This window comes from Halarcobacter sp., assembly GCF_963675975.1.
In the GTDB taxonomy this organism is placed as follows: Bacteria; Campylobacterota; Campylobacteria; order Campylobacterales; family Arcobacteraceae; genus Halarcobacter.
The window spans coordinates 2,803,925-2,830,122 of the sequence record NZ_OY780939.1 but is presented as its reverse complement, the minus strand read 5'-3'; the positions used below and the strand labels follow the sequence as shown (position 1 = coordinate 2,830,122).

22 protein-coding genes are annotated in these 26,198 nt (G+C 28.7%); 7 read left to right on the top strand and 15 right to left on the bottom strand.

Features of this window, described 5'->3' with window-relative positions; genetic code table 11:
* Nucleotides 1–44 precede the first annotated feature (44 nt).
* Together ACKU3H_RS14000 and recQ are read left to right on the top strand one after the other, a co-directional pair.
* Complete coding sequence (locus ACKU3H_RS14000) at nt 45–302, top strand: hypothetical protein (RefSeq protein WP_320034490.1); 258 nt, start codon at nt 45–47, stop codon at nt 300–302.
* A gap of 15 nt (nt 303–317) precedes the next feature.
* Nucleotides 318–2,423: a DNA helicase RecQ gene (gene recQ, locus ACKU3H_RS13995; protein WP_320034489.1), complete on the top strand. Its 2,106-nt coding sequence runs from the start codon at nt 318–320 to the stop codon at nt 2,421–2,423.
* Between the two features lie 5 nt (nt 2,424–2,428).
* Here recQ and ACKU3H_RS13990 read toward each other — a convergent pair whose 3' ends face one another.
* The 8 genes from ACKU3H_RS13990 to atzF form a co-directional block, all read right to left on the bottom strand.
* Entirely contained in the window at nt 2,429–2,989 is a 561-nt protein-coding gene (locus ACKU3H_RS13990) for a hypothetical protein (protein WP_320034488.1), read from the bottom strand.
* A 108-nt stretch (nt 2,990–3,097) separates the two neighbouring features.
* Nucleotides 3,098–4,801: a CHASE domain-containing protein gene (locus ACKU3H_RS13985; protein WP_320034487.1), complete on the bottom strand. Its 1,704-nt coding sequence runs from the start codon at nt 4,799–4,801 to the stop codon at nt 3,098–3,100.
* The gene (locus tag ACKU3H_RS13980; protein WP_320034486.1) at nt 4,798–5,478 is read right to left on the bottom strand and encodes a response regulator; all 681 of its coding nucleotides are present in this window, start codon (nt 5,476–5,478) and stop codon (nt 4,798–4,800) included. The genes ACKU3H_RS13985 and ACKU3H_RS13980 overlap by 4 nt, the downstream gene beginning before the upstream one ends.
* A 27-nt stretch (nt 5,479–5,505) precedes the next feature.
* Nucleotides 5,506–7,218 (bottom strand): ABC transporter ATP-binding protein, encoded by a 1,713-nt coding sequence (locus ACKU3H_RS13975; protein WP_320034485.1) that lies wholly within the window; start codon nt 7,216–7,218, stop codon nt 5,506–5,508.
* 9 nt (nt 7,219–7,227) lie between these two features.
* Nucleotides 7,228–8,073 carry an ABC transporter permease gene (locus ACKU3H_RS13970; protein WP_320034484.1) on the bottom strand — a complete coding sequence of 282 codons (846 nt, stop codon included), beginning with the start codon at nt 8,071–8,073 and terminating at the stop codon, nt 7,228–7,230.
* 9 nt (nt 8,074–8,082) lie between these two features.
* Complete coding sequence (locus ACKU3H_RS13965; RefSeq protein ID WP_320034483.1) at nt 8,083–9,105, bottom strand: ABC transporter permease; 1,023 nt, start codon at nt 9,103–9,105, stop codon at nt 8,083–8,085.
* A gap of 4 nt (nt 9,106–9,109) precedes the next feature.
* Complete coding sequence (locus ACKU3H_RS13960) at nt 9,110–10,723, bottom strand: ABC transporter substrate-binding protein (protein ID WP_320034482.1); 1,614 nt, start codon at nt 10,721–10,723, stop codon at nt 9,110–9,112.
* Between the two features lie 15 nt (nt 10,724–10,738).
* Entirely contained in the window at nt 10,739–12,535 is a 1,797-nt protein-coding gene (atzF, locus tag ACKU3H_RS13955; RefSeq protein WP_320034481.1) for an allophanate hydrolase, read from the bottom strand.
* A gap of 120 nt (nt 12,536–12,655) precedes the next feature.
* On the opposite strand from atzF, the gene ACKU3H_RS13950 reads away from it, so the two are divergent.
* The 4 genes from ACKU3H_RS13950 to ACKU3H_RS13935 all read left to right on the top strand — a co-directional run bounded on the left by ACKU3H_RS13950 (nt 12,656) and on the right by ACKU3H_RS13935 (nt 17,429).
* Nucleotides 12,656–13,591 (top strand): 2-dehydropantoate 2-reductase, encoded by a 936-nt coding sequence (locus ACKU3H_RS13950; RefSeq protein WP_320034480.1) that lies wholly within the window; start codon nt 12,656–12,658, stop codon nt 13,589–13,591.
* 229 nt (nt 13,592–13,820) lie between these two features.
* Complete coding sequence (locus tag ACKU3H_RS13945; protein WP_320034479.1) at nt 13,821–14,087, top strand: hypothetical protein; 267 nt, start codon at nt 13,821–13,823, stop codon at nt 14,085–14,087.
* 216 nt (nt 14,088–14,303) lie between these two features.
* Complete coding sequence (locus tag ACKU3H_RS13940; protein WP_320034478.1) at nt 14,304–16,082, top strand: methyl-accepting chemotaxis protein; 1,779 nt, start codon at nt 14,304–14,306, stop codon at nt 16,080–16,082.
* Nucleotides 16,083–16,211: 129 nt separating this feature from the next.
* Nucleotides 16,212–17,429, top strand: a complete 1,218-nt coding sequence (locus tag ACKU3H_RS13935) for an IS256 family transposase (protein WP_320034361.1) — start codon at nt 16,212–16,214, stop codon at nt 17,427–17,429.
* 33 nt (nt 17,430–17,462) lie between these two features.
* Here ACKU3H_RS13935 and ACKU3H_RS13930 read toward each other — a convergent pair whose 3' ends face one another.
* The 6 genes from ACKU3H_RS13930 to ACKU3H_RS13905 form a co-directional block, all read right to left on the bottom strand.
* Nucleotides 17,463–18,041, bottom strand: a complete 579-nt coding sequence (locus tag ACKU3H_RS13930; RefSeq protein WP_320034477.1) for a methyltransferase domain-containing protein — start codon at nt 18,039–18,041, stop codon at nt 17,463–17,465.
* 94 nt (nt 18,042–18,135) lie between these two features.
* Nucleotides 18,136–19,419: an FCSD flavin-binding domain-containing protein gene (locus ACKU3H_RS13925; protein WP_320034476.1), complete on the bottom strand. Its 1,284-nt coding sequence runs from the start codon at nt 19,417–19,419 to the stop codon at nt 18,136–18,138.
* 12 nt (nt 19,420–19,431) lie between these two features.
* Nucleotides 19,432–19,728 (bottom strand): c-type cytochrome, encoded by a 297-nt coding sequence (locus tag ACKU3H_RS13920; RefSeq protein WP_320034475.1) that lies wholly within the window; start codon nt 19,726–19,728, stop codon nt 19,432–19,434.
* A 142-nt stretch (nt 19,729–19,870) separates the two neighbouring features.
* Nucleotides 19,871–20,530 carry a leucyl/phenylalanyl-tRNA--protein transferase gene (aat, locus tag ACKU3H_RS13915; protein ID WP_320034474.1) on the bottom strand — a complete coding sequence of 220 codons (660 nt, stop codon included), beginning with the start codon at nt 20,528–20,530 and terminating at the stop codon, nt 19,871–19,873.
* Nucleotides 20,531–20,543: 13 nt separating this feature from the next.
* On the bottom strand, nt 20,544–22,901 hold the full coding sequence (locus ACKU3H_RS13910; protein ID WP_320034473.1) for a cache domain-containing protein: 2,358 nt from the start codon (nt 22,899–22,901) through the stop codon (nt 20,544–20,546).
* A 262-nt stretch (nt 22,902–23,163) separates the two neighbouring features.
* On the bottom strand, nt 23,164–24,021 hold the full coding sequence (locus tag ACKU3H_RS13905; protein WP_320034472.1) for an AraC family transcriptional regulator: 858 nt from the start codon (nt 24,019–24,021) through the stop codon (nt 23,164–23,166).
* Between the two features lie 110 nt (nt 24,022–24,131).
* Between ACKU3H_RS13905 and ACKU3H_RS13900 the strand changes: the two genes are divergently transcribed.
* Nucleotides 24,132–25,226 (top strand): PLP-dependent aminotransferase family protein, encoded by a 1,095-nt coding sequence (locus ACKU3H_RS13900; RefSeq protein WP_320034471.1) that lies wholly within the window; start codon nt 24,132–24,134, stop codon nt 25,224–25,226.
* A gap of 19 nt (nt 25,227–25,245) precedes the next feature.
* Here the strand turns inward: ACKU3H_RS13900 and ACKU3H_RS13895 are convergent, their stop codons facing one another.
* Nucleotides 25,246–26,103 (bottom strand): ARMT1-like domain-containing protein, encoded by an 858-nt coding sequence (locus tag ACKU3H_RS13895; RefSeq protein WP_320034470.1) that lies wholly within the window; start codon nt 26,101–26,103, stop codon nt 25,246–25,248.
* Between the last annotated feature and the right edge of the window lie 95 nt (nt 26,104–26,198).

Here is a 26,198-nt window from a genome sequence, read left to right as displayed (position 1 = left end):
TCTTCTAAAGATAGTATGTTAAAATAGATCTTTAAAGGATTTAGATGAAGAAAACTATAGTTGTTGGTGGATTTTCTAAAGAGCAAAGATTAAAAGAATTAGAAAAAGTAAAAGCTAAGTATGAAAAAAAAGGTTATAAATTTTTAGAGTTTATTGAAAATGGTGCTATGAAATCTGTTGCAGTTTTTGAAGTTGAAAAAGCTATTGTAAGAAAAGAGCAATCAAGAAACCTGATTTTGCTAGGAGTTATATTCTTAGGTTTTGCTGCAATCTTATATATAAAAGCTACTTTAGCTCAATAATGATACTATCCCCAAATGGATAATAAATATAAAATATTAAAAGAGGTTTTTGGACACGACAACTTTAGAAGTTTTCAAGAGGGTGTTGTAGATGCAATTTTAGATAAAAAAGATGTATTAACAATTCTTCCAACAGGTGGAGGAAAATCTTTGTGTTATCAACTGCCTTCATTACTTCAAGATGGACTTACTGTTGTAATCTCTCCACTTATTGCTCTTATGCAAGATCAAGTAAAAGCTTTAAATGACTTAAATATTAGTGCAGGAATGATTAGTTCTCTTTCATCTCAAGAAGAGAATAGTTTTACTTTGCAAAAGATTTTAAATAAGCAATTAAAGTTTTTGTATGTAGCTCCAGAAAGATTCACTTCAAATGAGTTTGTCGGAGTTTTACAAAGGGTTGATATAAACTATTTTGTGATAGATGAAGCCCACTGTGTTAGTGGTTGGGGACATGAATTTAGAGCAGAATATAGAAACCTTGATAGATTAAAAAGGTACTTTCCTAACACTGCTATAGCAGCTTTTACAGCAACTGCAACAAAAAGAGTTGAAGAGGATATTGCTCAAAGTTTACATCTAAACAATCCTTTGCACTTTAGAGCAAAAACAGTAAGAGATAATCTTGATATTAAAGTAGAGCCAAGAATCTCAAATGGAAAAACACAAATTCTAAACTTCCTAAAATCCCACAAAGGACTTTGTGGAATAATCTATACCTTTACAAGAAAAGAAGCAGAAGCAACAGCAGAGTTTTTAGCACAAAATGGTTTTAGTGCAAAAGCATATCATGCAGGTTTAAGCAATGAAGTTAAAAACAAAGTTTTTGATGATTTTGTATATGAAAAAATTGATATTGTTGTTGCAACTATTGCATTTGGAATGGGAATAGATAAATCAAATATTAGATTTGTAATTCATACTTCACTTCCAAAAACTTTAGAAAACTATTATCAAGAGATTGGGCGTGCAGGAAGAGATGGAGAGATGTCTTATGTTTATCTTCTTTACTCAAAAGCAGATGAAGTAAAAAGAAAAATCCAAATAGAAGAAGCAATAGATGATTCATACAAACAAGTAGGGCTTGAGAAGCTTGAAAGGATGTATCGATATTGTGTTAGTAATAACTGCCGTCATAAACTTATTGCTTCATATTTTGAAGATGAGATTGAAGATTGTAAAACTTTATGTGATAACTGCACAAAAGGTGAAGTTGAGCAAGTTGATGTAAGTGTAGATGCACAAAAACTTTTATCAAGTATTTATAGAAGTGAACAAAGATTTGGACTAAATCATATTATTGATATTTTAAGAGGTTCAAAAAACAAAAAGCTTTTAGAGTTTGGTCACGATAAACTTTCTGTTTATGGTTTAGGTGTTGATAAAAGTAAAAATGAGTGGGTTGCAATAGCTGATAAACTAATAGATATGCAAGCTTTAGATTTGGGTGAGTTTAGAGCCTTAAAGATTACAAATCTTGGATTTCAAATCTTAAAAGGGCAAGAGAAACTACTTATAGATTCAGATAAATTAGGAATCGCACAAAAAGTTGAAGAGAGTGTTGAGGAACTAAGTTTTGATGAACAATTGTTTGAAAAGTTTAGAACTCTAAGAAAAGATATGGCTTTAGAATATGAAGTTCCAGCTTATGTAATATTTGGTGATAAAACTCTAAAAGAGTTTGCTACTAAACTTCCAATTACAAAAGAGCAAATGCTTGATATAAATGGAGTAGGGCTAGTAAAATATGAAAAATATGGAGAGCCTTTTTTAGAACTTTCAAAGAGTATAAAAGAGGAGTATAAAGAGGAAGTTGAAAATAGAGTTCCTCTTAAAAAGCTTACTAAAACATATCTTGATACCTATGAACTTATTTGTGAAGATAAAACCATAGAAGAGATTTCTCATATTAGGGATTTAAATATCTCTTCTGTTTTATCACATATATCACTTTTAAGTGAACATAAAAAAATATCTGATGGTAAAAAAAGAGAATTACTAAAACCTTTTACTTTGCCTAATGAGATTAAGTTTTGGATAGAAGATGGATTAAGACTGGATTCTATTAAGCAACTAAGACAATATTTATATTTGTATGAGTATCTTGAAAAAGAGTTATAAAGAAGTTATTGAATAACTTCTTTATTTGTGTGAGTGTTTATTAGATTTGTGATATTTTCTATAAATTTATCATTTACAACTAAATTATAGTGTTCATAAGTTCTTTGGTAATTGCTTTCAAAGTTATATTGCATAATTTTATTAAAAAAGTTATCATTTAAGATATTCTCTTTTTTCATTTTTGCATAATATTTTGAACCAATTAAATCTTTATCATTTTTTATAAAATCATCTAAAGCCAATAAAGAAGCATCAATCCGGATTAAATATTCCAATTGTTTTTCTAGGTGCTCGTTAGTTGTATTTGCTTCAATTATTTTATATATATTAAACATAGCAATTTCTGGTTTAACATAAAGCTTTAATTCTTCTAATTTTTTAACTGTTTCTTCATTGTCTAAAAGTGTCTCAAATACAAAGTTTCCTAATGATATTTGATAATACAATTCATATTTTGTAATCAAATCAATAATATTATTTCTTTGAAAAAACTTTTCATAAATAGAATCTTTTTTATAATAGTTTATAAAAGATTCATTATTTTTTTGACTGTTAAAATCTTTCATAAGCTTCCTTTCTTTATAAATATTATAAATTATATCAAATAAAATTAGCAGTTGTCAAGTGTAAGTGCTAAAATAATAAATACCCTTAGTAAGTATGACTAAAAATTATTAAGTAATTGGCAAAATAATAGTAAATGCAGCACCTTTATATCTCTCTTTAAAAACATTAAAAGTTGTGTTTTCAACTTTTATTTCACCATCCATATGTTTATTTATAATCATCATACAAAGGTGTAATCCAATACCTGAACTTTGTTTTGTTGAGTAGAATTGTTCAAAGATATTGTTTATGTGTTTTTTTTCAATCCCTTGGGCATTGTCTCTGATTTTTATAAATATTTTTCTATCTTTTTTATATGTTTGGATTTGTATAAGAGGTTTTTTTATTTGTCTTTCTATAAATACATCTCTACTGTTTGATAAGATGTTTATTAATACTTGTGCAAACTCATTTTGATATCCATAAAGAGATAAATCATTCTCTCTTTGTCTAATTATTTGAATATTTAGTTTTGTAAAATCATTTTCTAAAAGTTTTAATGCAACATTTAATGTATCATCAAACATAAAGTTAGTTTTTGTTTTGTCTTGGATATGGAAGTTTTTAAACTCATCAACAATATTACTCATATAATCTAAAGTTTTTTGCATATTTTCTAAAGAGGTTTGAAGTTTCTCTTTTTTTGGCATCCCTTTAAACTCAATCTCACTTTGAATTGAGATAATATTTGAAGAGAGTTTAGATAAAGGGCTTCTCCATTGGTGTTCAATATTTGATAGAGTTTCTCCAATAGTTGCATATCTTGATTGAATATATAAAATCTCATCTTTGTTTTTAAGTTGTTGAATCGATTCAAACTTTTGATTATGAAACTTGTTTATTCTGTATGAGATTATGATTGTTATTAATATACCAATAATGAGACTAAGTTCAAAAGCTAAACTTTTTCTTTCATTGATGTATGTTACACTAGGAATTGCTTCGAAAGTCCATTGTTTTCCCCAAACACTCGGAAATGTTTTTTTATAAACCATATGCTTATATATCTTATTTTCTGCTTTATGGCTAAAAATAATCTCTTCTATTTTATTACTTATATCATAAATGTTAAAATTTATTTGTTTTACTAAATTATCTTTTAACATAGATTTTGTAAATATATCTTCTATTACAAATACACCTAAAACAAAACCTCTAATTTCTTGGGTATGATTTTTGAATATTGGAAGAAATGCTAAAAAGCCTTTTTTATTTTTATTTTGAACCAATTCTATAGCTTTTGTTATCCTAGGTTGTTTTGTTAAAAGTGAATTTTGGATAGTTATATCTCTCGTTCTATTACTTGATAAATCAAACCCTAATGCTTCTTCATTGTTTTCTAATGGAACTACATAATATACTGGAAAATATTCATCTTTTTTTTCAATTTGGATCATTTTTTTATTTTTATCTTGTGTTGTAAAGAAAAACTCTTTTTCATACTCTTGTCTTTTATCGTGAGGAACTCTTGGAATCCACTCTAAAGCTTGTAGGGCATTGTGTCTGTTTATGATTTTTAGAGCTTCTTTTTGAAATGTTTCTCGTGAAGGTACTTTGTTTTCATTGAATAAAATTGATAAAGTATAAAGAGTTTCAAGGTTTACTGAAATCTCTCTATAAAAAGATTTCATTTTATTATCAACTACATTTTCAAATCTGTTTTTTATAGCTTTTTCTTCAATATTGTTTATTGTAAAACTAATAAATAAAGAGAGTAGGAATCCTACAATTATTATTGATGATACATGCAGTTTATATCTGTTTTTTATCAAATTAGAAGCCTGTAACCTTGTTCATTTTCGTTTATTATTGAGGTTTTTCCTATTTTTTGTCTTAGTTTTCCCACAATAACTTTTAGTGTTCCTTTGTTAAGACTATCGCCTTCCCAAACATTCTCTTCTATAATATCATAAAAAACAAGTTCATTTTTAAACTCGATTAGTGTTTCTAACAGAAGTTTTTCTTTGTTTTGAAGTTTTTCTATTTCTTTGTTTTTATTTGTAAAAATATTTGTGTGAAGATTGTATTTCGAGCCATTTTGAAAAACAATTTCAAATCTGTTTCTTTCTAATAGTTTTTCAGAACAGTTAAAAAGTGCTTCTTTTAAATCTTGGTAAGAGATAGGTTTTATAATATATGATTCAAGGTGTAAAGAAACAGCTTCCATTAAAAACTTTTCTGTTTTATAAGCAGTTAGTACAACAATTGGTGTTGTACTATCTTCTTCTCTAATCTCTCTTACTAACTCCAAACCATTTCTTCCTGGCATATCAATATCAGTGAAAATAATATCTGGTTTAATCTCATCATAAATATCCAAAGCATCTTCTACATTTGATGCAGAATAGACTTTTTTGACCATATTTGAGATTGTATCTGTAAGGTTTTGTCTTACTTCATCATCATCTTCAACATATAAAACTGTTAAATATTTTAGTATATTTTTCATGGTCAAAATTATATCTAATGAAACTTATTAATCCACATATTTTAGTTTTTCAGGCTCAAAGTGTGGAATTGATTCTATAAGTTTTTTAGTATACTCCTCTTTTGGGTTTTCTAAGATGTCATAAACATCACCTTGTTCAACTATTTCACCTCTGTTCATTACTATAACTCTTTCACAAAGTAGTTTTACTACATTTAAGTCATGTGATACAAAAATATAACTCATTTGAAGCTCTATTTTTAGTTTTTCTAAAAGTTGTAAAACAACTGCTTGAACAGATACATCAAGAGCAGAAGTTGGCTCATCTAGAATAAGAATTTTTGGATTTACTGAAATAGCTCTTGCTATTCCAACTCTAGCCTTTTGTCCACCTGATAATTGATGGGGAAATCTAGATAAAAGGTGAATTGGAAGTCCAACCATTAAGCTTAACTCTTCAACCCTTTTTTTAATCTGCTTTTTGTCTTTGATGTTAAGTAACCTTTTTAAAGGCTCAGAAATAGAATCAAAGGCAGTAAATCTAGGATTTAAACTCTCTGTTGGGTCTTGGAAAACCATTTGGATTTTATTTCTTTGTTTCATAGATGAAAATTGTGTAGCTGTATAAGGTGTTATATTTTCATTTTCTAAAATAATATCTCCAGAAGTTGGTTCAAGTAGTTTTGTAATCATATTTGAAGTTGTTGATTTTCCACATCCAGATTCTCCAACCAAACCTAAACTCTCACCTTTTCGTAAGCTAAATGAGATTCCATCTACAGCAGTAAATACAGGCTCTTCCTCTTTTTTGAAATTGAAAAATGACTTTTTGCCAATAGGGAATTTCTTTACTAAATCAATTACTTCTAAAACAACTTCATCGCTTTTTATATGTTTTTTACTAGTTGACTTTACAACTTCTACATTAGAATCTTCCATCTCTTCAGGAATAGCTGTCAAATCTTCAAGTTTAGATTTTGGTCCAGGTGAAGCTGCAATTAGTTTTTTTGTATATGGATGTTTTGGGTTTTGAAATAGTTCAAAAACACTGTTTTTTTCTACTATTTCCCCTTTTTGCATTACACTTATTTTGTCACAATATAAAGCTGCCATCCCTAAATCGTGTGTAATTAGCATAACAGACATATCTTCTTTTTGTGCTAACTCTTGTATCAAATCCATAATAACTTTTTGAGTTGTAACATCAAGTCCAGTTGTAGGTTCATCAGCAATCAAAAGTCTAGGTTTGCAAGCAATAGCAATTGCTATCATAACCCTTTGGCACATACCTCCTGAAAGCTCAAAAGGATAAGAATAATATCTTTGTTCAGGGTTTATGATTTTTACTTTTTCAAGCATTTTTATTGCTTTTTCTTTTACATCTTGCCTTGATGCTTGATGGTGACAAAGAAGTACATCTTCTATTTGTTTTCCTACACATCTAATAGGGTTTAATGCGGCTCTTGGATTTTGAAAAATCATTGAGATTTCTCTTCCTCTATAAAGTCTTAGTTCATTTTCTTTTGCTTTTGTTAAAGAGAAGTTTTCATATTTTATATCTCCATTTGATACAAACCCAGCATCATCTAAAAGACCTAAAACAGTAAAAGCAGTTACAGATTTACCTGAACCACTTTCACCAATAACACCAAGGATTTCACCTTTTTGAATATCCATAGAGACATTTTTTACCCCATGAACAATCCCATTTCTAGTTTTGAAGCCTACACTTAAATTATCTATATTTAAAAATGAGTACATCTATTATCCTTATGTTCTTTTTTTAGGGTCAACTAAATCTCTTAAACCATCACCAAGTAGATTAAAACAAAATACTGCAAGCATAAGAGCAAGTCCTGGGAATAGGGCAAGCCACCATTCTCCTGATACTATATATGTCGCACCTTCTGCAACCATAATTCCCCATTCTGCATCTGGTGGTCTAACACCAAGTCCAATAAATGATAAACCAGCTGCATTTAAAATTGCCCACCCCATATTTAGTGAGATTTGAATCATCATAGGTGGTAAACAGTTTGGAAAAATCTGTAAAGCCAAGATTCTCATATTTGAGTTTCCATTTAGTTTTGCAGCTTGAACATATCCTGCATCTCTTCGTATTAGAACTTCTGCTCTAGTAACTCTTGCATAAAAAGGAAGGTTAATAATAGCTGTTGCATATATGATATTTTCAACTGAATTTCCCATAGTTGCAACAATACCCATTGCTAAAACAAAAAGAGGAAAAGCCATAATAGAATCACAAACTCTACCTATGATCTTATCAAGCCAACCACCATAAAATCCAGAAATAGCTCCTAATGCACTCCCTGCAAAAAATGATAAAAATACAGCAGAAAAAGCAATAAACAAATCAAGTTTAGTTGCAACAATAACTCTACTTAGAATATCTCTTCCTAAATTGTCAGTCCCAAATAGATGAGCCCAAGATGGTGGCTGTAAAATAGCCTTTGAGTCAGTTAAAAGTGGGTCATAAGGTGCAATAGCTGAACCAAAGATTGATAAAAAAATTAGTGCAAAAAACATAAAAAAAGATAATGCTGTAACAGGATTTTCTTTTAATACATATTTAAAGTGTTTTAAAAATTGTTCCATTATCTTTCCTTAGTTATCTATTGAAACTCTAGGGTCAATTAGAGTTAATACAATATCAATAAATAGGTTTACTAAAACAAATAGTAAAGCCATAGTTAAAACAAAACCTTGAACGGCTGCATAATCTGAAGCAACTAAAGCTTCAATTGCAAAAGAACCAATTCCTGGCCATGAAAATACTTTTTCAACTAAAACATTTGCTCCTAAAAGAAATGAAAATACCATTCCTAATGTTGTCAGAATAGAAAGAAATGAGTTTCTTAAAGCATAAGTTATTAAAACTTTTCTTTGTGGTAAACCATTTGCTTTTGCAGTTCTTACATAATCACTTGATAGGGCATTTATCATAGATGCTCTTGTCATTCTAGCAATTGGTGCTAAAGCAAAAATACCTAAAGTTAAAGCAGGTAATATAAGCTGTCTAACACTTGCCCAAAATGTTTCCATATCGTTTGCTAATAGTGAGTCAATAGTATAAAAACCTGTCACATGAGGAGGTGAAAGATATATGATATCAAGTCTTCCAATTGGTGAAGGTGCAACTCCTAATAGAAAATAAAAAATATATATAAGAAATAATCCTGTAAAAAATGTTGGAAGAGAAACTCCCATTGTCACTAAAACTCTAGTTAAATGGTCTATCCAACTTCCTGGTTTTGTTGCTGATAAAATCCCTAAAGGTACAGCAACAAAAATTGCAAAAGTTAAACCAATTAAAGTTAACTCTAAAGAAGCTGGAAGTCTAGTTGTTAGCTCTTCTAAAACAGGAAGTCCAGTATTTAAAGATAATCCTAAGTCTCCAACTGCAAGATTTTGAACATAAATAAAAAATTGTTCAATAATCCCTTTGTCTAAACCAAGTGCTATTCTTACTTCATTTATCGATTCTTCATCTGCCATTGCCCCAGCAAAATAAACTGCTGGGTCACCTGGTAAGGCTCTTGTTAGAAGAAAAGAGATGATAATAATACCTATAATTGAAGGTATTGACTGAAATAGCCTATTTGCTATTTGACCGACACGATTTTTCATGATATTATGATTTTGTAATTGTGCTACAATCTAGCTGTCTATGGAACCAAGAAGAATAACCATCAACATTTTTTTGCATTGCTGCATCTAAATATGGTTGATATAGTGGAATTCTAGGAACATCCTCAAACGCAATCTCAATCATCTCTTTAATCATTGGCTGATACTCAGGGTCATTTACTTCCATAAATAAAGTTTTATCTGTTAACTCTTCAATTTTCTCATTTTTGTAGTTTGATGAGTTAAATAGGTGTCCATATTGGTATGCCCAGAAGAAATAGTAATCTGGATAGTTTAACCACCCACCAAAGTTTTCTAAGTGCATTGGAAGTCTTTTCTCAATAAGTGCCGCTGTTCTCCAGTTTGCTCCTGGAATTTTGTCTAGTTTTACTTTGATACCAATCTTTTTTAAAGCTTCTTGAATAAGTAGTGCAGTTGGTTCTTGCCAATCTGCCATTCCTAAGTTATAAGATAGTGTTGTTTCAAATCCATCTTTAAATCCAGCTTCTTCCATAAGTTTTTTTGCTTTTTGGATATTTGTATCATAAGGGAAAGCTTGTGGCCATTTGATTGAAGTTGGTTTTTTACTTTTTGCTCCAAACATTGGAACAGCTCTTTCATAAGCAGCAGCTTCAATAATTTGTTGATAAGGAATAGCATAAGCAATCGCTTGTCTCACTTTTTTGTTATCAAATGGTTTGTATTTTACATTTAAACCTAAAACATGTAAGCAGTTATCAATAGGTGCACCTTGAACTTTGATTTTACCTTCCTCTTTGAACTCTTTTACATCTTTTGGTGGTACATCAGTATAAAGGTCAGCATCTTTTCTTTCAAGTAAGGCTCTTCTTGTTGAAGCAGAAGGAACTTCTCTTACTATAACTCTTTGAATAGCTGGTTTTGGACCAACAGCATAATCTTCATTTCTTTGGTAAACATATTGTTGTCCTGCATCCCATCTAGCAATTTTATATGGTCCTGAACCAGCAGGTGTTTTATGTAAATATTCAGTTGCCCAAGGATCTTTTTCAGTGGCATGTTTTTTTGCAACTTTTGAGTTAATAATAAATGGAATGGGAACAGCTAAATCTGGAAGTGTTAGTTTAGAAGCAACGGGTGTATCAATTCTAAAAGTCATATCATCAACTACAACAAACTGTTTTGGGTCAGTCATAGAACCTGCTTTCATTTGAACTGTTGGGAAACCTCCAAGACTAACTGCTCTGTCAAAAGACCATTTAACATCGTGTGCAGTTACTTGTGTCCCATCCCAGAATTTTGCTCTTTCATCAATTTTAAATGTAATTGATTTTCTATCTTCTGAAAATTCCCATGATTTTGCAATTTGTGGCTCAATTTTAGTAGAATCATAAGCAAGTGTACCATCTGCTAAAGTAGTTGTACCAAATCTAACAAGTCTATCATAGATATTTACTGTAACTTCATAACTTGGTCTATTTGTTCCTTTTCTATGTAAATCAAGACTGTTAATTGAGTGTCCTGAAATCACAACTAAAATTCCATCTCTAGAAGCAGCATTTGCTTCAACTGGTAAATATCTTAAAAACGGTAAAACTGAAGCTGCTGCAGCAACTCTCATAAAATCTCTTCTTTTCATAATTAAATCCTTTTTTTATTTTTCAATTGAGTTTAAATAAGCTTTCCAGCCACCAAATGCAGATATATCTTCCGCTTCTAAAGTTGCAATATGTTCACATAAGAAACCTTTTACATATTTTCCATTTTCTAATTCAATATCTCCTATACATAATGGTGTTGATATATTTTTTTCAAAAGCACCAAGGTTTTTTATAGGAAGTGACCAAACTTCAATCTCTATTGCATAACCATCATCAGTTTTTATTAATCCTGGTTTTGCAATATCTTCATTTACTAAGTTATAAAGTTTGTATTTCTTTGCAGTTCTTGTTCTATAAACATAACTTGCATCTAAATCAGTTAGTTGGTAGTTTAGAGGCATATTTTTAAGGTGAGCACCAACTACAGCAATCTCTATTCTCTCTTTTTTATCTTTGTTGCAATCTGATGTAGAAGTATCAATCTCTACTTTAGAGTTTCCATAATAAAGTTTCATTCCCTCTTGAAGAGTTCTACAAAATAAAGAAAGTGTGTCTTCTTTGTGAGCAACAGCCATTGCAGTTATTCCACTTGCAAAACCATCTTTTCTTCTTTCTACAGGAATAGCAATAGCACTAAAATCTAAAAGATTTACAAATTTTGTGTATAGTCCAATTCTTGAGTTTGCTTCTATTGGCTCATTTTCTAAGTCTTCAACTGTATATGGTCTAGTAATTGTTGGTAATGCTAATAGATCAATACCTTCTAAAGCAATCTCAACTTCTCTTTTTAATTCGTTTAGTTTATATATATCTCTGTATACATCACTTGATGAGAAGTTTTTTGCTTTTGAGATGATATTTCTTGTTACATCTAAAACTTTTTGTGGAGCTTTTTCTATTAAGTCTCCAATTACTGTATATCTTTCTGCAACCCAAGAACCTTCATATAAAAGTTCTCCAACTTCAAAAAATGCTTCTAAATCAATCTCTTTAAGAGTAAAACCTTTTTCTCTTAATTCTATTAAAGTTCTTTCGTATGATTCCTCTTCTAAGTCATCTCCATAAAATATTCTAGAGGCACTGTTTGGAACACCAATAATCATATCTTCTGTTTTTTTAGGCTCCTCAAGCTCTCTTTTTTTAGAGTAAGGGTCTTTTATATTGTATTGAGCACTTATATCAAAAATCTGTGAGGCATCACAAATAGTAAGTGCAAAAATTGAAATTGTATCAAGTGTAAGACAAGCAGGAACAACTCCTTGTTTAGAAAGTGTTCCAAGTGTTGGTTTAAATCCAACTATATTATTTAAAGCAGCAGGAACTCTACCTGAACCAGCAGTATCTGTTCCTAAAGAGAATGAAACAATTTGATGTGAAACTGCAACGGCAGAACCACAACTTGAACCCCCTGGAACAATCGAAGCATCAACTGCATTTTTAGGTGCACCATAAGGCGTTCTTACTCCCACAAGTCCAGTGGCAAATTGGTCAAGGTTTGTTTTACCTATACAAATAGCACCAGCTTCTTTTAGTAGTTTTACTACAAAAGCATCTTCAACTGGAGTGTACTCATACGCTTCACAAGCAGCAGTTGTAGGAACACCTGCAACATCAATATTATCTTTTACAGTAAAAGGGATACCCCAAAGTGGTTTGTCTGTTAAGTTCATATTGTCAAAAGAAGATACCTCTTTTAGAATATCTTCAATTGGTTGAAGATGGATAAAAATCCCATCATCATTTACCTCTTCAATTCTTCTATAAACCTCTTTAACTATATCTTCAACTTTAGTTCCCCCTTTATATGCATCGTGGATACTTTGTATATCAAATAATTGTTTTTCTAACATGCTCTGCCTTTTTTAATTTCTTATGGTGAAATTGTAAAGGTAGGTGGTAAACTAAAAGTAAATTGTTATTTTTTATATGTTAAAAATGCTATAATATCTTAGTTTTTATGAGGGGCTTTTATGAATTTTATTATTTTAGGTACGGGTGGAATTGGTGCATTTTATGGAGCAAAACTAGTTTTAGCAGGTCATAGTGTAAAATTTATTGCAAGGGGTGAACACCTAAAAGTTTTAAAAGAAAAAGGATTAAGTTTAACTCACAGCACTTTTGCTTTTAATGAAAAAATTGATGTGTGCAGTTTTGAAGATTTAGATTTTAAGGTGATTCAAGAGAGTGATGCAATTATTTTTTCTACTAAATCTACTTCAACAAAAGAACTTGCTCAAAAATTAAATACTGTTATTAATCAAAATCTTTCTTTTCCTTATTTAGTTTCTCTTCAAAATGGTGTTGAAAATGAAGATATATTATGTGAATATTTTCCAGAAGAAAAGGTTATTGGAGGATTATCAAGAAAAATAGGTGCACATATAATTGAAGCTGGAGTAATTGAATCAACAGGAGATGTGGAAACAATAATTGGTGCAATTAAAGAGAATAATTTAAATAAATCTTTTATGGAAGATTTTAAATATAGTTTAGAAAAAGTTGAAACTAAATGTGAGATTGTTTCTGATATTAAACTTGAATTGTGGAAAAAACTTATTATAAATAATGGTGTTAATGCTATTTGTGCTTTACTTAGAGTTAAAACAGGTATTGTAATGAGAAATGAAAAGTTATCCCAAATAGTTTATGGGCTTATGAAAGAAACAGCAATAGCTGCAAAAGTTGATAATATTGAGATATCCCCAAAAGATGTTGAACAAATGTTTGAGCTAATAAAACATTTTGATTCAATAAAACCTTCAATGTTGGTTGATGTTGAAAATGGTAGAGTTATAGAGATTGATGAGATTTGTAATATTGTAATCAAAAAATGTGAACAGCTTGATTATGATGCTTCTTACACTAAAACTATATCTTATTTATTAGATTTTATATATTATAACTAAAATTTTACTTTATATTATTCGATATTATTACTTATTGTTTACTAAATTATAATAATTAAAAAAATACCAAATTTTATTAGAGTTATAAATTTAGTATACTTCCTAAAAAATGGGAAATAAAGAAATTATTTTCATCTGATAATTATTACAAAAAATAATGTTACAAAAATGAGTAGCATTTCTTTTCCTATTTTTATATAATTAAGTAAGAAAAAATAAAGGCTTTAGAATGCTAAATAAAATCTCAATAAAAGTAAAACTTTACATATTGGCAATTTTGTCAATTACTGGTTTAGGTATATTAAGTGTACTTTTGTTTCAGTCTGTTTCAAATGTTCATACCTTAGGTAATGCTCAATCATTAGTAGAAACTTTAGATTCAGATATGTTAATGTTGAGGCGAAATGAAAAAGATTTTCTAGCAAGGAAAGATTTAAAATATAAAGAGAATTTTTCAAAAAATACTCAAATACTAAAATCAATATTGAGAACTTAGACTTATTATTAAAAGATTTAGATGTTGATGATTCAGATTTAATAAAGTTTAATAATATAATTGAACAATATCAAAAAGTATTTTTTTCTCTTGTATCAAAACAACAAGAGATAGGGCTTACGCCTAAAGATGGTTTATATGGAAGTTTAAGAGAAGCAGTACACAAAAGTACAAGAGAGTGCAAAAAAATCTCAAAATAATGAATTATTGGCAATTGTGTATGATTTAAGAAAGCAAGAAAAAGATTTTATGTTAAGAAGGGATTTAAAATATGTTGATAAGTTTACAAAAATAATTGATAAATTATTAGTAAATGAGATATTAATAGATGCCCAAATAAAACAGTTTCTAGAAAAATATAAAAATGATTTTCTAAAACTTATCGAAGCTGAAAAAGCTTTAGGTTTAAATAGTAAATCTGGAATTCAAGGTCAGATGAGAGATACAATTCATCAAACAGAAGCTATTTTAAAAAAGATGACAAGTGATGCTTCAACTTATATTGAAAATTCAATAAATAAAATTGAGATGACAGTATTGGTTATATCTATTGCTATTATTCTTATAATTTTAATTCTTTCACTTATTATTTCAAGAAATATTGCTCAAAGATTAAATGATTTTCAAGGGGGATTATTAAGCTTTTTTAAATATTTAAATAGAGAAGTTTCTGATGTAAAACCACTTGATGCAAACTCTCACGATGAAGTGGGAATTATGGCTACAACAGTAAATGAAAATATTAATAAGATAAAACATATGATAGATGAAGATAGAAATACAATTGATAATACAATTGAAGTTTTATCAGAGTTTGAAAAAGGAGCCTTTGCAAGTAAAGTAACTGCTCACTGTACAAATCCATCATTAAATGAGTTAACAAATCTTATTAATCAAATGGGTACAAATCTTGAAAAAAACATTACTACAGTACTAGATATTTTAGAGCAATATTCAAATAGTAATTTTATGAATAAAGTTCCAACAGAAGGTTTAAAAGAACATATACTAGAACTTGCTGATGGAGTTAACTCTTTAGGTGGAGCAATTACAAATATTTTAGTAGAAAATAAAAAAAGTGGGGTAACAATAAATAATTCTGCTCACTCACTACTTGAAAATATAAAAACACTAAATACAAACTCAAATAAAGCAGCAGCAGCTTTAGAAGAAACAGCAGCAGCTCTAGAAGAGGTTACAAGTAATGTAACAGGTAATACTGAGATGATTATTCAAATGGCAGGTTATGCAAATGAATTGAATAATGCAGCAACACAAGGTGGAAACTTAGCAACTGAAACTACAAAAGCTATGGATGAGATTAACAATGAAGTAACTGCAATAAACGAAGCAATTACTGTAATTGATCAAATAGCATTCCAAACAAATATACTTTCACTAAATGCAGCTGTAGAAGCAGCAACTGCTGGTGAAGCTGGTAAAGGATTTGCTGTTGTTGCACAAGAAGTAAGAAATCTTGCAGCAAGATCAGCTGAAGCTGCTAAAGAGATTAAAGATATTGTTACTGAAGCAACTCAAAAAGCTAATAATGGTAAAACTATTGCAGATTCTATGATAAGTGGTTATGAGAGTTTAAATACAAATGTTTCAAAAACTTTAGAATTGATTTCAAGTGTAGAGATTGCTAGTAAAGAACAATTAACAGGAATCAAACAAATAAATGATGCAATTAACTCATTAGACCAACAAACACAAGAAAATGCAGGAATTGCAAGTGAAACACAAGATATTGCAAATGATACATCAACAATTGCAGATAAAATCATTGAAGAAGCAAATCAAAAAGAGTTTGTAGGAAAAAATGATATCCAAGAGACAAAAAGAGTTTCAAATAAAAAAGAGATACAAACAAAAGTAATCAAAAAAACGGAAGTACATAATAATCCATCACCAAAAAAAGAAACACCAAAAGAAAACACAAATAAAGAGATTAAACCCATTAATAATGACGATGATGAGTGGGAAAGTTTTTAAAAATATTTAGGTTAATATAGATTTATATTAACCTAATTTTTTGGTAGTGTAAAAATAACTGTGTAAATCCAAAAATATAAATTTATTAGATAGAATTTATCTAGTAGATTTATTTAAAGGATTTACATTATGGGAATACTAAACAAAGAAGAATTAAGAAGACAAATAAAAGAAGGTAAAGAAGTATCATTAGATGGTATTTTAGATGAATTTAAAGGATTACTAAAAGAAGCTTTACAAACAGCAACGCAAGAAGAACTTACTTCACATCTTGGCTATGAAAAGCATAAAGAATCAGATAATCCAAACTATAGAAATGTACATAATAAAAAAACATTAAAGTCAAAGTATGGAGAGATTGATGTATCCATGCCAAGAGACAGAGATGGAACATTTGAACCAAAACTAGTACAAAAAAGAGAGAGACTTTTAAAAGGAAGTGAAGATTTAATATTATCACTTTATACCAAAGGAATGAGTGTAAGGGATATACAACATCATTTAGATGATTTATATGGATATGAACTATCAGAACAAACAATATCAAATATTACAAGTGCAATTATCGAAAAAGCTAAAGAGTGGCAAAACAGACCATTAGAATCAATTTACCCAATTATCTTTATGGATGCAACAGTTCTAAAAATAAGAGTAGATAGAGTTGTTAAAAATATAGCTGCTTATATCATGCTTGGAATCACACTAGATGGTAAGAAAGAGATTATAGGTATTTGGATTGGAGAGAATGAATCTAGTAAATATTGGCTAACACTTTTAAACGAACTTAAAAACAGAGGTGTAGATGATGTTCTTATATTTGCTATTGATGGTTTAAATGGATTTAACCAAGCCATTGAAGCAGTTTATCCCAAAGCTGAGATTCAAAGGTGTATAGTTCATCAGATTAGAAGTTCACTAAGATATGTATCTTGGAAAGATAGAAAAGCTGTAGCAAAAGACTTAAAGACAGTTTATCAAGCTTCTACAGAAGAAGATGCTCAATTAGCTTTGACTTCATTTAATGATATTTGGGGTAAAAAATATCCTCACATTTCCCAATCTTGGACAAATAATTGGACAGAACTTGCTACATTTTTTAAATATCCAAAAGCTATTCAAACTTTAATTTATACAACAAACCCAATAGAATCACTAAATTCAAATATTAAAAGAAAGATCAAATCTAAAGGCTCCTTTCCAACAGTTGATTCAGCATTTAAACTATTATATTTAGCAACACAGGAGGTTCAAGAAAAGTGGACTAGAACTAAACTTAGAAATTGGAGTGAAATTTATCCTCAACTTAGTATATTCTTCAGTGAGATTATGGAAAAATATACTAAGTGATTTAAAGTTTACTGGTGATTTACACAGTTTACTTTACAGGCTCAATTTTTTTACTACAATTGATTGTTTCTTCATTCTATATAGTTCATAAGTTTCATTAAAAAACTCATCATAATCCAAAATTTCAAAACCATCTGTAAAAAAACTTTTTAATTCGTCTTTTTTTAATAAATAATCAGGATTAGAATGTTTTTTTTCATTTTCTTCATCCTCCATATATGTTTCTATAACTATAATCCCATTTTTTTTCAAACTCTTTTTTAATTTTTGAATGATATCTCTATCTAAAAAATTTGTTTTAATAATTAAGTTATAAGTATTTTCTTGAAAATTATATTCATCTAAATCAACCAACAAAGTATTGATATTTTTGTTATTAAGTTTATTTAAGTTTTCTAGAGCAACACTTGAAATATCTAAAGCATCAACTTGAAAACCATTATTTGCCATATATATTGAATTTCTTCCAGAACCACAAGCTACATCTAAAGCTTTTTCTTTTGATACTTTATCAATAAATTTTACAAGCTTCTCACAAGGGTCTCTTTTTTCTAATAGTTTTGGTAACTCTTTATATTTGTTATCCCATTTTATTTTATCTTTTTGTGCCATGAGTATCCATTTTGTTTTTTAGATTGTATCAAATTTATTTATATATTTTCTAAATGTAGTTAGATAGGATACAAATGTATCCTATCTTTTTAAATTATTGAAAGATGTCAGCAGTTTGATTTTTATACCAACCTACAGCATATTCTGCTTCTGTGGCTCTAACTCCTTCATCTGCATTCATTGGACTTAGTCCTCCTGAACCAGCTACTTTTTCAATTATATCTTCTTTTGCTTCATAAACTGCAGCAACAGAAATACCATAATTTGGAGCAACTAAACTATAACAAGTATTTGCAAGTTTAGGAGGATTTACAACAGGTTTATTTTTTAACATTCTACTTATTTGAAGTACTGCAATTTTAGCTTGTGAATTTGCTGAAAAGCCAGATTTTGGCATACTAGTTGCTATTGCAGCATCACCAATTATATGTACATCTTTTACTAACTTTGATTCAAATGTTTTTTTGTTTACAGGACACCAATCACCTTCAGTTAGACCTGAATCAAAGGCTAGTTTTCCAGCTTTTTGTGATGGAATATAATTTAATACATCAGCTTTTATAATTCCATCTTCTGTTGTTAATTCTTTTTTTATTGGATCAACAAAACTAACTGCTCCTCCAAATTCTGCGCTTCTCCATTCAATCATATCTGCATATAGTTTTTCCCATCCTTCTTGAAATAAGCCTTGTTTTGAGAATTTGTTCTTTTGATCTAAAATTATGATTTTAGAATTTGGTTTATTGTTTTTAAGATAGTGTGCAACTAAAGAGATTCTTTCATATGGTCCAGGAGGACATCTAAATGGATTAGCTGGCGCAACCATCACATAAGTACCACCATCTTTCATATTTTCTAATTGTTCTCTTAAAAGTTGTGTTTGAGCTCCAGCTTTATATGCATGAGGTGCATACATTTCTGAACCTTCAATATAACCTTTTTCATATTTAAAATCAATTCCTGGAGAAACTATTGCTTTATGAAAAGGAATAATATCACCATTTTCTAATATTACAGTATGCATTTGCCCATCAACTTTTGCAACTTTTTCATAAATTACAGTAATTTTATACTTCTTTTCTAAAGTCTTATAATCATGTTTGATATACTCTAAGTCATTTAATCCTGCAATAACAGTATTACTAAAAGGACAAGTATAATACTCTTTGTTTTGCTCTATTAAAATTACTTCTGTTTCAGGTGAGTATCTTTTCATATATTTAGCAGCAGTTGCACCACCAAATCCACCACCAACTATAACAACTCTTTTTCTATCTTTTGGTAAAGTTGAAGTCATACTTGTTACACTTGAACATGCTGCAAATGACAATGCAAATGAGCTAGCAAGTAGTTTATTAAAATTTCTTCTATTCATCATAACATTATCCTTTTATCTTTTGATTTTTGAAAAGTAGTAACTGATTTGTTCTAATTCAGCATCAGTGAAACCCTTTGCATGTTTTGGCATCATTGTACCTGGTCTTCTATCATATTTATAATCTAGAAGAATATTATACATTGTTGTTTTTCCAAGCCCCGCAATAAGTGGTGTAATTGCAACAGATTTTCCATCTGTTCCATGACATGAGGCACATGAAAGGGACAACATACTTCCTTTAACAGGATCGTAGTCTATGGCATATGATAAGCTAATTGCACAAGTTAGTGCTATAAGTGTTTTCTTCATCTCTTTTCTCCTTGATTTTATCTATATTGTTGCGATAATACAATAATAAATAATATTGATTAATCTCTTAATTAAATATAAAAAATAATTATTAATATAATAGGAAAAAATTGTTTTTTAAATGAAGATTTTAATAAAAGTATTACAGTAGTTTAAAATACTCTTCTCTGGAAATCTCTTTAGCACCTAAACTAGCTAAGTGATCATTATATACTTGGCAATCTATTAGCTTGATTCCATTTTCTTTTGCTTGTTTACAAAGGTGATAAAATGCAACTTTTGAAGCATCTTTTTCTTTTGCAAACATGCTTTCTCCACAAAAAATATCATTAACAAGTATGCCATAAAGACCACCAACTAACTTATCATCTAAATAACATTCAATAGAGTAAGCATAACCTAGTTTAAAAAGATTTGTATAAGCTTGTATAAAATTTTCATCAATCCAAGTGTCATCTTCATGTTTTCTTTTTATAGTTGAGCAGTTTCTAATAACCTCTTCAAAATTTTCATTTGTTTTAACTATAAAGCCTTTATTGTTTATAGTTCTTCTTAGACTTTTAGAAACTTTAAATTCATCTGGAAATAGAACCATTCTTTGTTCTGGACTAAACCAATGGATATGATTATATTCATCTATAAACCAAGGAAAGATACCATTTTCGTAAGCATTAATAAGTCTTTGGGGATGAAAATCTCCACCAACAGCAACTAAATCATTACTCATCATCTCTAAAGTGGGAAAAAGAAAGTTATTATTATCAAGAAGATATATTTTGTGAGTTGGGTCAAGTAGTTCCATGAAGGAAAGTTTACTAAACTTTTCCTTCAAATTTGTTCATTTTTACATTTTCAACAATATCGTTAGAGATTTGATTTGTTTCTTGTGAAATATCATTTGTTTTATCTGCAACTGCAGCATTTTCTTGTGTGAATTTATCTAGTTGGTTTATTGCATCACTTACTTGTGACATTGCCAAACTTTGTTCACTAGCTGCATTTGTTACATCATCTATTAAATTACTTGTATCTTGAATTTTTGATTCAAGTTCAGTAAAACCTTCAATCATAGATGAACTTACATTTTTACCTTCATTTGCTTTAATTGTAGCATTTTCAACTAAGTCTTTAATCTCTTTAGCAGCTTCAGCAGATCTTGCTGCAAGGTTTCTAACTTCTTGTGCAACAACAGCAAACCCTTTTCCTGCTTCTCCGGCAGTTGCTGCTTCAACAGCAGCATTTAGTGAAAGGATATTTGTTTGGAATGCTATTTGATCAATTACTGTAATAGCTTCATTTATGTTCATTACTGTATCGTTAATCTCATCCATAGATTTTGCTGTACCTGCAGCTAACTCTTTACCTTTATTTGCAGAGGATTTTGTGTCTCTTGAGATTTTTAACATCTCTTGGGCTTTTCCATTTGTTTGTTTAATATTTCCAGTGATCTCTTCAATTGAAGCAGCAGTCTCTTCTAATGAAGCAGCTTGCGAAGTAGCATTATCACTCAATGTTCTAACATTAGAACTTAGCTCTTGTGATTTATCTCTTAGTAAAAGACCATCTTCTTGATTATCTTGAAGAATTTTTGTAATCATTTTATGCATATTAATAATACTATTTCCAATTTTACCACTTGAATTTGAATTTAATTTTTTAGTAAAATCTCTGTTTGCATACTCTTCTAAAACTTCAGTTAAAGAATTGATATTTGTTCCAACAAGTGCTTGAAGGTTTGTTAACATAGCATTTAGTAGAGTTTTTAATTCTTCTAAAGATTCATTATTTGTTGAACCAGTAATTTTTTTGTCTAAATATCCTTCTCCAACATTTGTCACTATATCTTTTACTTCATGGATTAGTTTATTGTCTTGGTCTATGATTTCTTTAGATTTTTGAATATTTTGGTTGATAAGTGTAGACATTTTTCCTATCTCATCATTTGCCTCAATCTCAATTTCATTGATATCATTTTGCTCTTTATTTACATATTTAAAGAAATTTAGAAGACCATCTTGAAATTTTAATAATGGTGTAAAAAGAATCTTTTTCATAAATATTGTTACTGCTATTGATACTAAAACAAGTAATACTAATATCATTATTATATTACTAATAATAACACTTTCTACATTTTCATGAGTTCTTGCATCCATTGCATCAATTGAATCTTTAATATCAGTAACATAAGCTCCAGTTCCAATAATCATATCCCAAGGTTCAAATTTCTTAACATAAGAGAATTTTTGGAAGTCACCTTTTTTCCCAGGAATAGGCCAATAGTATTTAACAACTCCACCATCTTTATTTTCATTTGCAGTTTTTACTATATCTCTATATAAAAAGCTACCTTTTGAATCTTTTAAATCATATAAATTTTTTCCTATAAGTGATTCATTCGCACCATGTGCAAGTACAACATGATTTGAATCATTTATCCAAAAATATCCAGTTTTTCCATATTTCATATCAGTAATAGCTTTTAATGCTTCTTTTTTCATCTTTTCTGAAATATCATCAATATAAGCTCCTGTTCCTAATATCCAATTATATGGTTTAAAAACTTTTACAATAGATGTTTTAAAAACAGTTTTCTTTGAACTTGGATTATAAAAAGAGTATTCTATATAACCAGTATCAGCTCCTGTTTTTTTAAGTTCATCTACTCCTAGTTGAACAAATGGAACTTTTGGTGTATCTTTAAAATATTTTCCACTTAGTTCTGGTTTGATTGGGTGCATAACCATTTTATAGTTAAAATCATTAATCCAAAAATAACCAGATGTACCATATCTAGTAGAAGCAATTATAGATTTTATTCTATCTTTTAGTTCATTTTCAGATAATATATCTTTGTTTTTTTCATATTCTGCAGTTATTATAGAGAATAAAAAGTCAGTTTGTTCTTCTATATAATGTTTAACTTCATTCTTGATTTTTTCTTTTGAAGTTCTTGCGTAATATGATTCTACAGTCTTAAAAGCTAATGATACATAATTCTCTAGCTCTTTCTCTTTTGTTTTGTATGCAGTTTGTTCACTGTCATCTAAGATTAAATCAACTTCACCATTTATAGTTGAAGTCATTTCTACTAACATAATTAACCCAATTAATACTATTGATCCAATTACTGTTGACAGTAATTTAACTTTTATGGAAAAGTTTTTAAGCATAATGTCCCCTTTTTTGTAACAACTGTCACAAGCTATAAACATATTTTACTATAATTTTGTTAAATCTAGTATAAAATAAAAAAATTATTTTTAAATAAAACTTAATTTATAATAAAAATATTTATCTTTTTGTATCTTAAGATAAATCCCATATAATAGGTAATTATTATGTTAATGATAATAGTTATTAATATAAAGTTATAATTATTATTATTTAAAAAAATAATATTTTTATAATGTTATATATTATAAGAAGATTATTTTAGTAAGCAATTCTAATTGGAATAAAGAAATCCAATTCAAAGTTTTTTTGATCAGTTGTAAAATAGTTTTTATAATAAATTGTATATGCAGGTATTATTTTAGCTTCATATCCAGAATTTGGTAACCAGTAATGATACACATATCTAAGTAGATTTAATACATCACCGTATACTCCTTTTAGATAAAATACTGCGCATAAAGATTCAGGAATATCAAATGTACTAATTTTATCAAAATCTTTTTCAACACTTATACAAGCAACATAAGAGCAATTTTCTAATGGTGTTATTACAGGATTATCATGAAATAGGGCAATCTCTTTATAGTTTTCAAGACTATTTTCATAGGCAATAGCTTCTAGTTTTTCCCAACTTTTTTTTATCGTTTTATTATAACCCTTGTGTCTTATATAGGCACAATGTATTTGCTTACAAATTTTTATTTCAGGTTCTATATCTATAAATTCCCTTTTAGATGTAAAATCTTGAAGTAATTGCTTTGAGTATTTTTTAAAACTTCCATTTTTCCATTGGGTTGGTGTATAAATATATCTAGATTTAAAAGCTTTTATAAATGAAGAGTGGGAAATATAACCACATTGATTTGCTATTTCACTAATTGTTGAATGGGAATTTGTGATTAAAAGATTAGCAGCTTTTTTTAATCTTTCATCAGCAATTATCTCAAATAAGGTTTTACCTGTTTCCTCTTTTATTATACGATGGTAGTGGTATTTACTTAGATGATTTATTTTTGCCAATTCATCAAGTGTAACTTTATATTCCAAGTTTTTATAAATATAATAAAAAGTTCTATTAACTACATCATTTCTAAAATGCTTTGTTTCTTTTTTCATAAATAGATTATATCGAAAATAGCAATATAAGACAAATATTTTGAAATTTGAGATAAAGATTTAATTTTTAAATTCTAATATAATTATGAAATTTTTTAAGGGACAGTACAATGAAAAAAGTTGAGAGATCATATATCAGACAGATATTAGATGCAATAAATGAAAGAACAATCTCTTTTGCAGGTGGTTTACCAAATGAAAACCTATTTCCTATTGAGGATTTAAAAGTAGCTACAAATAAAGTATTAGAAAATAAGTTATGCTTACAATACTCAAAATCACAAGGAGTCGAAGGTCTGAGAGAAAAAATTGCACAAATCTATACTGAGAAATTTGATTTTCCAACAAATAAAGATGAGATATTAATAACAACAGGTAGTCAACAAGCTTTTGATATTATTGCTAAATCATTTTTAAATAAAGAATTATATGTGCAAAGACCTACATATATTGGTGCTTTAAGTGCTTATAAAGTATTAGATTTAGATATTAAATCATTTGAGGATTTAGACGATTTAGAAAATAGATTAAACACTTCAAATGGACTTTATGCAATGAGTGATTTTACAAACCCTACAGGTAGAGTTGTAGAGCAAGAAAGAAGAGAAGAAGTAGCAAAAATCTTAAATAAAAAACAATGCTATTTTATAGAAGATGGAGCTTATTCTTTAATCGATTTTGATGGTGTTATTAGAAAACCAATTAGTGCTTTATATGAAAAAAGTTTCCATTTAGGTTCATTTTCAAAAATTGTTGCACCTGGATTTAGAGTAGGTTGGATTAGAGCAAAAAAAGAGATGATTGAACAAATGATGGTATGTAAAGAAGCAATTGATTTACACACTTCTACATTTAATCAAATGATATTAAATGAATATATGGAAGAGTTTGATGTGTTTGAACATATAAAACTTGTAAGAGCTGAATATCAATCAAAAATGAAGTTTATGGCTGATTGTTTTGAAAAATATATTCCAAGTTTTAAATTTGAAAGACCAAAGGGTGGAATGTTTATTTATGGTTCATTCGAAGAGAATTCTTTTGAATTGGCGAAAAAAGCCTTAGAACAAGACGTGGCTTTTGTACCTGCAAAAGTTTTTTTCCATGATAACAGAGATTCAAAAGAAGCTAGGTTTAATTTTACCAATTCAACATTTGAACAAATAGAAGAGGGTGTTCAAAAGTTAGCTAAATTACTTTCTTAAAAAAGAGGATAGCTTAAAGTTATCCTCTTTTTAATACTATTTCTCCTAAGTTTCTTGAAATAGTATTTGCTACAACTTCACATTTTACTTTAAATAGAAAGAATATTTTTTTATCTTTATAACTTTCTAAACACTCAAAGTTTCCCATACCTTTAGATAATATTAGTGGTGTTTTATCAAACAATTCTAAAAATTCTTTTGAGGCTTGTTTTTTTTCTAGTCCTGGTGTATCTACACCTGTGCTAATCACTTCACAGTATTTATCAATACCTATCTGATATGCCTCTTTTGTTGTTATATCATTTATAATTGGTTTATCTCTTGTAGCGTAATAGATGGTAAGTTTAGGATAAAGGGCTTTAATTGTTTTTACTAAAATTTTATCAAATACATTTTCACCTGCATTATCTGAAAGTATTATGATAGAGTTTGTTTTTTCAAGTTCTTTTTTAAAAATCTTATAATCATTTATTGCAAAAGAAGTTTCAAATATTGAATTTATCTCTTCATCTAAACTAAACTCTTTTTTTGTTGAAAAATCAATAACATTTCCTGCTACAGCAGCTTTAATTGCTGTAAAAAGTTTATCTTCACTTTTTTCCAACCTTTTTTCTATAAATGGAATATATGTAGTTGCTTGTTTGATTGATAATTGTTTTATCTCTTCAAGTGGGTCATTTAGATTTGTTCGTTTTGCCAAATATTGATATACATCTTTTGCAACAAATGGAGGAGTATCATCAAAAGAGAAGTTTTCAGCTCTTTTTCTAACCTCTTTCATAATTGATTTTGAAAGCTCTTCGTCGAGGTTTAATACTTTTGTTGCCTTTTCTATTTGATAAATTATACAGTTAACACATTCATTGGTAATATTCATAATTAGTTGCTCTTTTTATTTATGTAAGTTATACATTTTATACACTTTTTTAGTATAAATAAACCTTAGATTAAGTACAATTATCTCTTAATATC